Below are 13,875 nucleotides of genomic sequence, written 5' to 3'. Positions count from 1 at the left end.
GTGAAAATTATTTAATTACTAAAACTGGGATTTGTAATTCAGTTAATAAGCTTTGCGCTACGCTGCCCATAATAATTTTTTTCAGTCCGGTACGACCATGTGAACTGAGGATGACCAAATCAATTTTTAAATCCTGCACAGCTTGATTTAAGGTATGTGCAATATTTTCACCTTCAAGTAAACGTGTTTCAACTTGCACACCTTCTGCGGCAAATTGATCTTTTGCCACATTGATATTGGATTGAATAAATTCACGAGCACGCTCAATCAGCATATTGCTTTGACCATGCGCCAAATATTCTGATGCAATATAAGGATCTAAAGTCATCACCTGTACAACCGTGATTTTACTGTTAAATGCTTTGGCAAATTCAACCGCATGTTTTACAACAGATAATGAGGTTTCTGAACCATCAACAGGAACGAGGATATTTTGATAAGCCATGTCTATTTTCCTTATTTTACCAAAAAGCTGAGTTGAATATTTATTACAATTCTAAGTTTATAGAATCATCATAACGTGAATATGAGATGAATAAAACCGAGTAAATGTGTAGGGATAATTCATATAAATATCATAAATTTAATTAAAAGCATTGGCATCAAGTTACATCGTTTTGTTGCTTGTAAATGCAGCTGAATAAAAAGATAAATCAATCAATAAAATAAAGATCGAGATGCAATCAAGCATGATCAAAATAAAGCTTTAAATTGTTTAAACAAAAGCCATACACAATTGAGAAAATATAGAGGCTGAATGAAACAATTGGCAAATTGTAAATCCAGTTCTTCCTTTAAAATGTTTTAAATATAAATACTGAAAATAATAGGACATTACAATTTAAACCATGGATTAAAAGGAAAAGACAATGGAATATCAAACAATTATAGTCGAAGAAAAAAATGCAGTTGGATATTTGAGCTTAAATCGGCCTGAACAATTCAATAGCTTTACACCGCAAATGTGCCTTGAAATTGTAGAGGTCTTAACACAATGGAAAGATAATACCGAAATCCGCATTATTGTGATTGCTGCGATTGGAAAAGCATTTTGTGCAGGTCAGGCGATAAACCCAGATTTATTTGATGGCGATGCTATAGACTTGGGTTTGGTCTTGGAAAAATACTTTAATCCCTTATTAGCGCTCATCAATACACTACCAAAAGTGATTATCTGTGCTGTAAATGGCGTTGCAGCTGGTGCGGGAGCGAGCTTAGTATTGTTATGTGATATCGTGATTGCAGCAAGGTCTGCAAGCTTTTCACAAATTTTTAGTAAAATTGGCTTAATTCCAGACTGTGGTGCAACTTGGTTATTGCCGCGTATGATCGGCTTTGCCAAGGCCAAAGCATTGATGCTGACTGCCGAAAAAATCAGTGCAGATGAAGCTGAACGATTGGGAATGATTTATAAAGTGGTAGAAGATGATCAGTTACAGATAGAGGTTGTTGCTTTAGCTGAGCATTTGGCAACCCAAGCCAGCCTGAGTTTTGCTTTGATTAAGCAAGCGATGCGGGTCAGCATGCAAAATGATTTTACCAGCCAAGTTAAAGTTGAGCAGGATTTGCAAAGACAGGCAGGGCAGTCAGCAGATTTTTTAGAAGGTGTTCGCGCTTTTTTAATGAAAGATAAGCCAAATTTTAAAGGACGATAAATAACGATTTAAGTTGGGAAGCTTTTTAACCTGAAACATCAAAGCTAGTAGGAAAGTCTCATAATAATGTAATGCTATTTGCGCGAAAATAGTATGCTCGAGGTTATTAGAATAAGAAATAAAAAATTACACATAACATAATTTGATTATGTATTGCATAAATTGGAGCTTTCTTGTAGGATAAATTTAGAGTTAAACGTCAGTGTAAATGCAGCTCAAGGTTAGCGCTTTACATGGACTAAATTATGGAAAGGAAGAGTTCAAATCAGGATATTTTGTTGATTGACCTAAATACCTGTGATCTTTTCTCGGCATTAAAAAACGGATGAATTTATTCAAATAAGGGAAACTAGATGGATATTTTAGATAACCCATTAGAACTATGTGGCTTTGCATTTATTGAGTTTGTTTCGACGGAAAATGGATTAGATCAAATCTTTGAAGCAATTGGTTTTGCTAAAGTCGCAAAGCATAAATCAAAAAAAGTTTATTTATGGCGTCAGGGTAATATTAATATTATCTTGAATTATCAACCTGAATCTTATGCATCATTCTTCTTTAAAGAACATGGCCCATCAGCATGTGCAATGGGGTTTAGAACGCGTGATGCAGCCAAAGCTTTTAAAAATGCAATTGAACTTGGCGCAGAGCCAATGTATTCGCAAGCAGGACCAATGGAATTAAATATCCCAGCGATTAAAGGCATAGGCGGTATGCCAATTTTCTTGGTTGATCGTGATATTTATGAAAATGATTTTGTATTCTTTGATGACGAAAATCGAAATCCACGTGGAGCTGGTTTAAATGAAATTGATCATTTAACCCATAATGTCTATAAAGGACGCATGGATTATTGGGCAAATTTCTATGAAAAAATCTTTAACTTCCAAGAAATTCGCTATTTCGATATCAAAGGTGAATATACGGGTTTAACTTCTAAGGCGCTGACTGCACCTGATGGGATGATTCGTATTCCTTTGAATGAAGACTCAGACAAAGGCAATGGACAAATCGCTGAGTTTTTGGCTGACTTTAACGGAGAAGGCATTCAACACATTGCTTTTATTACCGATGACTTAATTTCAACATGGGATAAGTTAAAAGGTTTAGGGCTGAAGTTTATGACGGCACCTCCTGAAACTTATTATGAAATGTTAAAAGATCGTCTGCCTGATCATGGTGAGCCGACAGAAGAGCTGCAAAAGCGCGGTATTCTGTTAGATGGCAATACCAAAGACGGTCAGAAGAAACTGTTATTACAGATTTTCTCTGAAAATATGCTTGGACCTGTATTCTTTGAATTTATTCAACGTAAAGACGACGATGGTTTTGGTGAGGGTAACTTTAAGGCATTGTTTGAATCAATTGAACGTGACCAAATCCGCCGTGGCGTATTAGAAGCCAAATAACAAAATCGTACTCAATACAAAAAGCCAAGAATTTAATTCTTGGCTTTTTTGCAATCTTTCACTAAAAAATTAACGTGTTTGTATATATTGATTCATCGCAGCAACTTCACGTTTAAATAGTTCAAGTTTTTCACTACCCGCGTTGACTGGTAAAAACATTTCACTGTCTAATGCAACAATACAAAATTCCATTGCAAGATGCGCATTGAAAATAGGTAAACCCACAGCATTGATACCAACAAGTAAGTCACCTTGGGCAATTGCCATACCTTGTTGTAAAGTATTTTCTTTTAAAACAAGAAATTCGTCCCAATTGGTGGGTTTGACTTGACTATGGTTCAGCGTTGCTTTTTCCCATTCAGAGTGCATCAATGGCTTGATTAGCGCTTCGGGTAAATAGGAGGCAAAAACCCGCCCAGCAGCTGAATTTACTAAAGGCATGATCGAACCGACTTTGGTCACAATTGAAATCGGATGATTTGATTCAATCGACTGTACAACTAATGGGCCTTTAGGTGACCATTTGCTGATTTGAATCCCGCAACCAATTTTACTTTGTAATTCATAAATAAGGTGCTGAACAAGCTGTAAAACATCGGTGTGTTGGATACAGTTTAAACCTAAACGCCAAGCTTGATCACCAAGCGCATACTGACCACCCTCAAGTTGTTTTGCATAATTCATCCGAATCAAACTGACAAGATAACGATGTACCTTGGCTGGATGCATATCAAGTTTACTCGACAACTCTTTTAAAATAATCGGCTTATTATGTTCCAAAAGGGCATTGAGAACGGCTAAGCCCACCTCAAGTGATTGAACCCCACCAGACAACTTTTCTTCAATCATTGAATAACCCTTAATCTGTATACGATCTAGCAGTGTTGATGTGCTGTCGATATTTGATTTACATATTTAACACATAGTGCCTGAGCATTGTACAAAATAGAACTTATCTTTTTAAATGAAATATCAAAAGAGCCTCAGTGAATGTTATCAGCATACAATTGTTTTTGAAGTGCTGCATATGATTTATTAAACAACAGTACATCATTAAAAGATCTAGACCATTAAAGTTAAGCCGATAAAAATCGGTATTGGTGTCACAAGGCTTCAATACCGATGAGTTCCAGCAAAACTAGCATTGTGTGCCATTAAAGCTGCTTAATATCGTGTTCAACTAGATCTAGGATGCCAAATCACGAATCATTCGATTAATAAACTTAGTAAGTACTAAGTTGGCTTTGGCACGCAGACATACTCAACTGAGCATGGTTATGCTCCCAACTCGTCTTCATGCAAAAAGTGAGTATGCTGAGGCGCACGTTTGGTACGGCTCCACTCATCCAGCATTTCTAATTTCATTTCTTCGGTAATTCGTGCGATTTTTGCATCTGCATGCACATCGTTATAGGTCAGTTCTAAACGATGACCATTGGGGTCAAAGAAATAAATCGAGTGGAAAATGCCATGGTTGGTGACACCAAGAACTTTAACACCATGTGTTTCAAGATGTTCTTTTGCAATCAATAACGTATCGAGGTCTTCGACTTCAAATGCGATATGTTGAACCCATTGAGGGGTATTTTCATCACGCCCCATATCGGGTTGAGTAGGCAGTTCAAAAAATGCCAATACATTGCCTTGTCCAGCATCTAAGAATAAATGCATATACGGATCAAAGGCTTTAGTCGAAGGCACATGGTCTTCAGCAAAGGCCAAAATAAAATCCATATTGAGCATTTTTTTATACCATTCCACGGTTTCTTTGGCATCTTTACAACGATAAGCCACATGGTGAATTTTTTTAATCGCAAAGCTCATGATAAAACTCCTTTATCTTTATTCCCAATCTGGTTGTTGTTCTGGGGCTGCATTGAAGAAGGCAGGAAGGGTTAAACAGTGTTGACTAATCGACTCAATCTTTGCAAAAGCGCTTAAATCAATTTTAAAGCGTTTGGCGTTATAGACTTGAGGAATCAAACAACAGTCTGCAAATGTCGGTTGTGTACCAAAACAGAATTGCCCATTTGAATCTTGTAGTTGGGCTTCTAAGCTGTTAAAGCCCGCTATGATCCAGTGTTGGTACCAGTGTTTTTTTTGCTCGTCACTGAGACTGAGATCATTTTGTAAATACTTTAAGACTCTTAAATTATTTAACGGATGAATATCGCAGGCGATCGCTTGTGCAAAAGCACGTACTTTACAGCGCGTGACGATATTGTCAGGCAACAATGAAATTGCTGGATAACGTTCTTCCAGATATTCCAAAATACTGAGTGACTGTAAAAAGCTTTGATCTTCATCCACTAAAGTTGGAACACACTGACTTGGATTAAGTGCTTGGTAACGCTCTAGCAGTTGCTCATTCTTGACCAAATGCACGGGCTGTATTTCATAACTCAGTTGTTTGAGGTTCAGTGCAATTCGAACCCGATAAGCTGCAGAGCTACGAAAATAACTATACAGTTTCATAGCTCAAGTCTTCTGTTTGATGAAAGTTAAACTGGCGAGCTGGCAAAATGCTATTGGCAACCTCACCAAAGCCCACTCGGATCCCTGCTTTTTCACAATAGCCTTTCATCACAACACGGTCACCATCTTGTAAAAAACCACGTTTTTCGCCATTCGAGAGGGTGAGCGGTTTGGTGGTATTCCATGTCAGTTCAAGCAAACTACCATAAGCATCTTCTGTAGGACCTGAAATTGTGCCTGAACCCATCAAGTCACCGACTTGGACATTGCAACCGGCAATCGTGTGGTGGGTGAGTTGCTGTGCCATTGACCAATACATATATTTAAAGTTGGTCTGGCAAATCACATCAGCTTGTGCTGATTGAGGGCTTTGAACTTCAATACTGAGGTGAATATCATAGCTGTTGGCAATATTTTCTTCTAAATAGCAAAGTGGTTTAGGCTGTTGTTCTGGACCTTTGACTTTAAATGGTTCCAGTGCTTGCATGGTTACTACCCAAGGTGAAATTGCACTTGCAAAAGTCTTGGCGTTAAACGGGCCTAATGGTACGTATTCCCATTGTTGAATATCACGTGCCGACCAGTCATTGAGCAAAACCATACCAAAAATATGCTCCCAAGCATCTGCAATCGCGATAGGCTCACCCAATTCAGTCGCTTTACCAACGATAAAGGCGGTTTCTAATTCAAAATCGAGTTTACGTGTTGCAGAGAAAACAGGGCGTTCTTGATCTGGTAATTTGATTTGGCCAGAAGGGCGAACAATATCTTTGCCACTGACAATCACAGAGCTGGCACGACCATTATATCCCACAGGAAGTTCGCTCCAGTTTGGAAGCAATGCATTCTTTGGATCTCTAAACATGGTTCCGACATTGGTAGCATGTTCTTTGGACGAGTAGAAATCTGTATAGCCAGAGACTTGAATAGGTAAGTGTAAAGTGACTGTATTTTGCTTAAACAATGCGTTTTGGCGTAAAACCACATCATCACGAAGTGTTGGATTTTCAGCAGAGAGTAGACTTTGTAATGTAGTACGAACCTTTTGCCAGTTGTGTTTACCCGTTTCTATAAATTTATTCAGTGTCGCTTGATTAAAACAATCTTGATGTCCATTGATCACTAATAGTCCATGTACCTCTAAGTGGGCAAGGTCTATGACCCAATCTCCAATGGCAACACCCACTCGTTTTGTGCCTTGGGGTGTTTCACTAAAAATACCGTAGGGCAAATTATGTATTGTGAAATCTGATTGTGAGTCAATTTCAAGAAAACAAGTTAAATGTGAGTTCATGATTTGCTTTCCTTGTCTTTAATTTTGTTAGGGGTGATCAAAATCTTTAATGTATTTTCTTAAGTATTTGAAAAACAAATAAATATAAAGCTATTTAGATGCCTTGTTCAAATGACTCAAGCAAGTTGTCAGTGTCTTATCATTTCTATCATACTGAAAATATTTAATTACGCAATACATAATTTGATTACATAATTCATAATAATTGTTATTTGTTGAATTTTCTGCTTATATGCGCGGTTATGAGAAAAGTAAATCAATTATTTTTCGATTAGATATAGGCATTTTTGATTAACTTATGATATACGTAATTTTGAATACAAAAATTACGAGACAAGGATGAGAATAATCATATGTCAAAACATGAGCAAGGAAACCTGAAACATGGTTTAAGCAATCGGCACATCCAGCTTATCGCGCTAGGTGGTGCTATTGGTACAGGATTGTTTCTGGGTATTTCGCAATCGATTAAGCTTGCAGGTCCTTCAGTCATACTCGGTTATGCGATTGCTGGATTTATTGCGTTTTTAATGATGCGACAGTTAGGTGAAATGGTGGTGCAAGAACCCGTCAGTGGTTCATTTAGTCACTTTGCCTACAAATACTGGGGCTCATTTGCAGGTTTTATGTCTGGCTGGAATTATTGGGTACTCAATGTTTTGGTATGTATGGCAGAGCTGAGCGCAATTGGTCTTTATGTTCAATATTGGTGGCCTGAAATTCCGACTTGGATTTCAGCATTGGTGTTTTTTGTTTTAATCAACGGTATCAACTTATTGCATGTTAAATTTTTTGGCGAAATGGAGTTTTGGTTCTCTATTGTCAAAATTTTGGCAATCTTAGCCATGATCGGCTTTGGTTCCTACTTACTTGCAACAGGTACAGCAGGGCCACAGGCAAGCATTAGTAACCTTTGGGCATTGGGTGGGTTTTTCCCATTTGGTGTGGAAGGTTTAGTCATGGCAATGGCTGTGATTATTTTTGCCTTTGGTGGGATTGAGCTATTTGGTATTACCGCAGCAGAAGCGCGTGATCCTGATAAAACTCTGCCTAAAGCAGTCAATCAAATTATTTACCGTATTTTGATTTTCTATATTGCAACACTGTTTATCTTATTTGCACTTTTTCCATGGAACCAAATGGCAGAAGGCGGTAGTCCATTTGTAATGGTATTTGCTTCACTGGATAGTCATGGTGTTGCGACCTTACTGAATTTTGTCATCCTTACTGCAGCTGTTTCGGTGTATAACGGGACCAGTTATTGTAGTAGTCGCATGTTACTTGGTTTGGCGCAACAGGGTAATGCACCAAAGTTCCTTAAGCATATTAATAAGCGTGGTATTCCAACCAATGCAGTCTATGTTTCAGCTTTTGTCACAGTTTTATGTGTACTACTCAATTATGCATTTCCAGAAAAAGCATTTGGTTTATTGATGATGTTGGTGGTTGCTGCAATTGTGATTAACTGGGTGGTCATTTCATGGACGCATTTAAAGTTCCGTAAAGCCATGCAAACACAAGGGCAGACCACCAAGTTTCCAAGTATTGCTTATCCATTCAGTAATTATCTTTGCATTATCTTTATGTTGGGTATTCTGGTGGTAATGTCATTCACCGAGAATATGCGTATTGCGGTAATGATGATTCCAGCATGGATTCTTTGTTTGATGCTTGCTTATTATCTGAAACAACGAAAGTTAAAAAATGCACAGCAAAATGTTGTGTTAAATTCTGAGGTATAGCAAAAGATTTTAATCTTTGCAAAAGGGCTAAATTGATATTTAGCCCTTTTGCTTTCTGTGTGATTATTAACCTATACCGACGGAATTATTCTGCTGCTTTTAAAAACTCAATCAATTGATTGATATCATCGCCTTGTAATTGTTCACGAATTTTTAAAATCTGCTTTTCATCTAAATCATACAATTTAACTGACTGTAATTTTTCAATCTGATCCTGAGAAAACCGATATTTAATGAGTTTTGCCGGTACACCACCGACAATTGCATACGCTGGCACGTCTTGAGTGACGACTGCACCTGTAGCAATGATGGCACCTTCACCTAGCGTTACCCCTTGCATAATCATGGCACGACTGCCAATCCAACAACCATCGCCAATCACCGTATCCCCAGCGGGTAAAAAGCTACGGGTATCAAAAGGAAATGTAGAAATCCAGTCAGGGCGATGTAATTGATTTCCACCCATCATGATCACACATTCCGCCCCAAAACAAACAAAGTTACCAATATATAACTGGTCAATTGGTTTCTCTACAGTTGATGGCTTATCATGCAAATAACGCACCACGCAACGTTCAAACCCCTGATCCCAATATGCCGAATAATAAGAATAATTTCCTTTAATATGAATATTGGGATTTTTCACAGTCTTAGAAATAAACTCAAATTCGCACCAGTGTTTTACGGGGGAGTGAATAGCGTCAGTCATGGGAGTACAAAAGCTTAAGTGCAAAGGCTAGAGCGCGCATTGTAACCTTAGATTGAACTTAGATCTTGATCAGCAATTAAAAAATATTCAGTGTATTGGGTTTAAACATCAATTCTTCAGCTATTCCTTGGCTGGTATTCAAGTATTAACCTATTTTTAAATGGATCAAATGCGTGGCATGGGTATGACGAATATGATCAGCACGATGGTTAAAGTAACGATGGGTAATGTCTTTTCCTGATAAATCTTCAACCACCTGATAACCCATCATTTCAACTGCATGATGCAATGCTTGCGAAGCAAACGCACCAATCAAAGGCTCTTTTAAGAAACGGGTAAACTGTGACACTGCGAAGCTACCCAAACGCTCAATACCTTGTAAGGCTTTATAATCAATCGAATAATCCATCACGACTTGGCTATTTTTGCCAGTAAAGGATGCAATGTTGTGTAAGGTTGCTAGGGTTGCTTGTGGGGTTAAATAATGGGTTGTGCCCAGCCATGAAAAAAATGCAGCTTGGGTATTTTGAAATCCACTACGCGCCAAAGCATCAGACAGTTTTTCTTTTTCAAAATCAATCCCTACAAATTCCACATTGCTTGGGAGCTCACCTGTATTACTGAGCTTTTTTAATTTTTCTAATTTGGTTTTTTGTGTATCAGGATGATCAATTTCAAATATTTTGAGTTGAGGGTATTGCTGGGCCAAGCGTAATACAAAAGAGTCTAGACCAGCGCCAACCAATACATACTGTTGAATATGATCATGTTCAATCGCTTGCTTTAAAAGATCTTCTGTATAGCGAGAACGTCCAACCACTTGTCCAGTTAATTTACCAAAAGTTTGATTCATCAAATTGGAATTTAACGCTTTACGTAGAAGGGCGTTATTTAAAAGTAAGCGCCATTGTGAATTGGTCATTTCAAATGCATAAGGGTCAGAGAATACTGGATCGTTGGCATTTAAATGGTGATTGGCCCTAATTGCTGCTGCCGCTTCAGCAGTTTTACTTGCTCGTCCTGCTTTCATCCTCGTCCTCAATGAATTTTAATTTTTCCTCAATGTAATGCATAGAAAATATTTAACAATGGCAATTTACTTTGAACAGTTGGTGATAATTGCTAGTTTTCTTGGTATCTATATGGCTGAGGCATCTTATTTAGCTTGGCGCAAGATCTGAGCGATGTATGGATGATGCTTGATGTTGATTAAATGGATATGCGATCAGTGTTATTTTCTAGGTGAATGCAGGGTTATTCTGATCTGACTGTTTTTAAATTTTTTTATCTATAGTCACCCTTCACTTGTATTAATAATGAGGTGGTTTGACTATATATCTTGAGTTTTTGAAAAAAATATTTGAGTCAGTTTTTCTTAGTTAATTACTGATGATTGAATATAAAGTTACGAGTTTTTTGTTATTCATATTATATTTTTAGCCCAATAAAAAGGGCTGAATCATCAGCCCTAGTATGTGTTAAATATATTCAACATTGACCACGTCGTATTCCACTTCACCTTGGTTGAGTCTATTTCTAAAGCAATTAATATTTAAAGCTTAAACTGGCAGTCACACTACGTGGTGAACCATACATATTCTGACGAATCCAATAGTTAACCTTCTCATAATATTTTTTATCAAATAGGTTATCCACATTAATTGCAAACTTATAACGTGGGTTGATTTGATAGCCTAGACTTGCAGAAGCCAAAGTATAACCATTTTGTTGCACACGTTCTGCACCAGAGCCATCGTAGTAACTACTCACTGCTCGTACCCCAAGCCCAACATTTACACCCTCGACTAAAGATGCAGGCAGCTTATAGGTGGTCCATAAATTAAAAGTATGCTTCGGCGTGAATGTACTAACAGGTTGATTTTCTAGATCCGGTTCCTCTAAGTATTTGTTTTGATTAAAACTATAGCCCGTTGTAATTTGCCAATTATCGGTAATCTGCCCATTCGCTTCGATCTCAAAACCACGGCTACGCGCTTTACCTGATGCTACGGAATATCCTTCAGGCGCGGAAAGATCTGTTATTGCACGGTTTTTATCTTCGATTTGATAGATAGCCGAAGAAAGGTTTAAACGCTCATCGAAGAAAGCCGCTTTCATCCCAGCTTCAATTTGAGTGCCTGTACGTGGATCAATTTGTTTACCTTTACCACCTGTCACAGGATCATAAGTAAAGTTATTTTGCGGTTTAAAGATTTCCGAATAGCTAGTGTAGAAAGATAGATTCGGATTTAGGTCGAAAAGCACTGCGGCATAAGGGGTAAACTCTGCTTTTGCATCATATTTAGCTGCAGGATTGGTGCTATCTACACCATTATCACGCAAGGTGGTTGATATCGATTTCCACCAGCTGACACGACCACCTCCGACCAGTGTCCAATGCTCAAAGGGTTTGATTCTGAGTTGACTATAAATACCATAGTTTTCTATTTCATCTTTGCTCACATTGGTATCGTAGTCAAAATCAGGTTCAGCGAACTGATGTTGGTTGTCATGATAAATATTGATGGTACCTGTGAGAGGTGTTCCCCAAGATGAATAATTGGTTTTGGAATGACCTTTCAGGTAATCTGCCCCGATCAGGAAATTATGGGTCTGTCCAGCAAACAGGAAAGGGGTATTGAAAAATATGTCTGCACTTAAGTCTTTATCTTGTCGCTTAAATGCCAGTGCGCTAAATTTGGACATGTCTCCATTGGCATCTGGCTGAGATGGGTCGCTATATTTAGCATGATTGTCACGTATGCTTTGACGAACAGTGGCTTTAATCAGTCCATCATTGTTGAGATGGTGTTCTAGTTCTGCAAATAATTCTGTATTGGTCAAGTCCTGCTTATTCCAGTCCTGTACAAAGCTGGTTTTGCGTGAAATATTCAGTAGCTTTCCATCAGGACCATACGGTAAACCACGTGACAATACGGTATTAATATCTTGATATGTTGCACCTAGGGAAAGCGTGGTATTGTCCTGAATGTCATATTCCAATGTGCTGTAGACGAGTTTCTTATTACCATCAATCCCATTCATAAAGGTATCGTAGTCTTGTACTGCAGTGACCAATCTGCCACGTAATGCGCCGTCTTGAGTGAGCTTCCCTGTAATATCAGCCTCACCACGATAATTTTCCCATGAACCTGCACTTACTTTACCTGTTAAAGAAAAATCAGCCAGCGCCCGTTTTCGCACTAAGTTAATAGAAACCCCTGGTTCACCTGCGCCACTGAACATACCAGAAGCGCCGCGTAATACTTCGATACGGTCAAATACAGACAGATCTAGATAAGTCCCATTAGAATCAGTTCTTAAGGTTGTGCCATCCATTTCGTAGGTATCACTGCCATAACCACGGGCATAAAAATCATTGTAATTTCCTGCTGCATCATAGCGTGCAACAGTGATGCCAGTGACATATTTCATAGCATTATCAATGGTGGAAATATTTTGGTCATCTAGACGTTGATGAGTAACTACTGAAACTGACTGCGGTGTTTCTTTTAGGGGTTGTGGTGTTTTTCCGATTGCTATTTTTTTCGTTATATAGGAGGTCGATTTATCGTCATTGGCGATCACGGTAATGGTAGGTAAGGTGCTTTTTTCTACTTGTTCATTTATGACATCGTTATGACTTGATGCAATTGGTTCAGCCATGACCTGAGCAACTTGCCCTGAGAGTAATAATATGGGTAAGGCAATTTTAGTACCTCTTAGCATCAAGTGTAAGGCAAGGGAGAGTGGATGCTTTGTGAATCGTACAACTTGCTGCATAAGGGAATACCTATTAAATATGCATAATGTTTATTTTTGTTAATGATAATTATAATCAATAGCATTATCAAATGATTCTTGACTTAAATTTCGTTTTTATGATCAATGGTTTTTTAATACGTTTTTAAATAAGAGGGGGAGAGCTTTAATTACTAAATTTATTTTTATTCTATTTATAAATCATATGCTTGAAACAAAAGAACTCTTCAATTTATGAAGAGTTCCGTGGCAATTCACTCAGGTGAATTAGATGTATTCCACACTTACCACTTCATATTCCACTTCACCCTGTGGTGTGGTGATTTTGGCTTCGTCGCCTTCATTCTTACCAAGAAGACCACGCGCAATAGGTGAGTTCACTGAGATCTTATTGATCTTAAAGTCAGCTTCATCATCACCTACAATTTTATAGGTTTTCTTTTCTTCAGTATCCAAATTCTCAATGGTTACTGTCACACCAAAAACCACACGACCAGTTTGTTCAAGCCCTTTAACATCAATTACTTGGCAAGCACCAAGTTTACCTTCGATGTCTTGAATACGACCTTCACAAAAACCTTGTTGCTCGCGCGCTGCATGGTATTCTGCGTTTTCTTTTAAATCCCCATGTTCACGTGCTTCTGCAATTGCAGCAATAATACGTGGACGATCAACAGATTTTAGCTGTTGCAATTCTTTCTCTAAGGCGACCTTGCCTTCAGGAGTCATAGGATAACGTTGCATTGTTGTCCCTCAGTTCAGTATTTTAAAAATACAGGTTTATAAAATGAAAAAAGCCCGCCACCGATAAGATGGCGGGACTTATCGG

The 13,875-nt window shown here is 38.1% G+C and carries 12 protein-coding genes; 3 read left to right on the top strand and 9 right to left on the bottom strand.

Going from position 1 to position 13,875, the window contains the following annotated elements; all coding sequences use genetic code 11:
• Positions 1-7 precede the first annotated feature (7 nt).
• A complete protein-coding gene (locus tag FY049_RS01030) occupies positions 8-445 on the bottom strand; it encodes a universal stress protein (protein WP_004717364.1) in 438 nt (145 codons plus the stop codon).
• A 424-nt stretch (positions 446-869) separates the two neighbouring features.
• Between FY049_RS01030 and FY049_RS01025 the strand changes: the two genes are divergently transcribed.
• Both FY049_RS01025 and hppD read left to right on the top strand, forming a co-directional pair.
• Positions 870-1,655: an enoyl-CoA hydratase-related protein gene (locus FY049_RS01025; protein WP_446082975.1), complete on the top strand. Its 786-nt coding sequence runs from the start codon at positions 870-872 to the stop codon at positions 1,653-1,655.
• 353 nt (positions 1,656-2,008) lie between these two features.
• Entirely contained in the window at positions 2,009-3,064 is a 1,056-nt protein-coding gene (gene hppD / locus FY049_RS01020) for a 4-hydroxyphenylpyruvate dioxygenase (RefSeq protein ID WP_004717360.1), read from the top strand.
• Positions 3,065-3,133: 69 nt separating this feature from the next.
• On the opposite strand, the gene FY049_RS01015 is transcribed toward hppD, so the two are convergent.
• The 4 genes from FY049_RS01015 to fahA form a co-directional block, all read right to left on the bottom strand.
• Complete coding sequence (locus FY049_RS01015) at positions 3,134-3,913, bottom strand: IclR family transcriptional regulator (RefSeq protein WP_056518097.1); 780 nt, start codon at positions 3,911-3,913, stop codon at positions 3,134-3,136.
• Positions 3,914-4,339: 426 nt separating this feature from the next.
• Positions 4,340-4,888: a VOC family protein gene (locus FY049_RS01010; protein ID WP_004717353.1), complete on the bottom strand. Its 549-nt coding sequence runs from the start codon at positions 4,886-4,888 to the stop codon at positions 4,340-4,342.
• 18 nt (positions 4,889-4,906) lie between these two features.
• Positions 4,907-5,539 (bottom strand): maleylacetoacetate isomerase, encoded by a 633-nt coding sequence (gene maiA, locus FY049_RS01005; protein WP_105713576.1) that lies wholly within the window; start codon positions 5,537-5,539, stop codon positions 4,907-4,909.
• Positions 5,526-6,833 carry a fumarylacetoacetase gene (gene fahA / locus FY049_RS01000; protein WP_446082974.1) on the bottom strand — a complete coding sequence of 436 codons (1,308 nt, stop codon included), beginning with the start codon at positions 6,831-6,833 and terminating at the stop codon, positions 5,526-5,528. The genes maiA and fahA overlap by 14 nt, the downstream gene beginning before the upstream one ends.
• Positions 6,834-7,186: 353 nt before the next feature.
• Here fahA and FY049_RS00995 point away from each other — a divergent pair, with 353 nt between their 5' ends.
• Positions 7,187-8,575, top strand: a complete 1,389-nt coding sequence (locus FY049_RS00995; protein WP_446082973.1) for an amino acid permease — start codon at positions 7,187-7,189, stop codon at positions 8,573-8,575.
• An 85-nt stretch (positions 8,576-8,660) separates the two neighbouring features.
• Here the strand turns inward: FY049_RS00995 and FY049_RS00990 are convergent, their stop codons facing one another.
• From FY049_RS00990 to greA, 4 genes are all read right to left on the bottom strand, one after another.
• A complete protein-coding gene (locus FY049_RS00990; protein WP_004717345.1) occupies positions 8,661-9,284 on the bottom strand; it encodes a CatB-related O-acetyltransferase in 624 nt (207 codons plus the stop codon).
• A gap of 145 nt (positions 9,285-9,429) precedes the next feature.
• Positions 9,430-10,314, bottom strand: coding sequence for a class I SAM-dependent methyltransferase (locus FY049_RS00985; protein WP_446082972.1), 885 nt, complete (start codon positions 10,312-10,314; stop codon positions 9,430-9,432).
• A gap of 515 nt (positions 10,315-10,829) precedes the next feature.
• The gene (locus FY049_RS00980; RefSeq protein WP_446082971.1) at positions 10,830-13,067 is read right to left on the bottom strand and encodes a TonB-dependent siderophore receptor; all 2,238 of its coding nucleotides are present in this window, start codon (positions 13,065-13,067) and stop codon (positions 10,830-10,832) included.
• 246 nt (positions 13,068-13,313) lie between these two features.
• A complete protein-coding gene (gene greA, locus FY049_RS00975; protein WP_004717337.1) occupies positions 13,314-13,790 on the bottom strand; it encodes a transcription elongation factor GreA in 477 nt (158 codons plus the stop codon).
• Positions 13,791-13,875 lie beyond the last annotated feature (85 nt).

This window comes from Acinetobacter sp. 1125_18A (assembly GCF_052824985.1).
The sequence above is the reverse complement of the archived record's forward strand: the minus strand, read 5'-3'. Positions and strand labels throughout refer to the sequence as shown.

Coding starts and splice junctions, on each gene's coding strand:
- FY049_RS01015 (WP_056518097.1), bottom strand. CDS start 3,913: ATGATTGAAGAAAAGTTGTCTGGTGGGGTTCAATCACTTGAGGTGGGC.
- FY049_RS01030 (WP_004717364.1), bottom strand. CDS start 445: ATGGCTTATCAAAATATCCTCGTTCCTGTTGATGGTTCAGAAACCTCA.
- hppD (WP_004717360.1), top strand. CDS start 2,009: ATGGATATTTTAGATAACCCATTAGAACTATGTGGCTTTGCATTTATT.
- FY049_RS01025 (WP_446082975.1), top strand. CDS start 870: ATGGAATATCAAACAATTATAGTCGAAGAAAAAAATGCAGTTGGATAT.
- FY049_RS01010 (WP_004717353.1), bottom strand. CDS start 4,888: ATGAGCTTTGCGATTAAAAAAATTCACCATGTGGCTTATCGTTGTAAA.
- greA (WP_004717337.1), bottom strand. CDS start 13,790: ATGCAACGTTATCCTATGACTCCTGAAGGCAAGGTCGCCTTAGAGAAA.
- FY049_RS00985 (WP_446082972.1), bottom strand. CDS start 10,314: ATGAAAGCAGGACGAGCAAGTAAAACTGCTGAAGCGGCAGCAGCAATT.
- FY049_RS00980 (WP_446082971.1), bottom strand. CDS start 13,067: ATGCAGCAAGTTGTACGATTCACAAAGCATCCACTCTCCCTTGCCTTA.
- FY049_RS00990 (WP_004717345.1), bottom strand. CDS start 9,284: ATGACTGACGCTATTCACTCCCCCGTAAAACACTGGTGCGAATTTGAG.
- FY049_RS00995 (WP_446082973.1), top strand. CDS start 7,187: ATGTCAAAACATGAGCAAGGAAACCTGAAACATGGTTTAAGCAATCGG.
- maiA (WP_105713576.1), bottom strand. CDS start 5,539: ATGAAACTGTATAGTTATTTTCGTAGCTCTGCAGCTTATCGGGTTCGA.
- fahA (WP_446082974.1), bottom strand. CDS start 6,833: ATGAACTCACATTTAACTTGTTTTCTTGAAATTGACTCACAATCAGAT.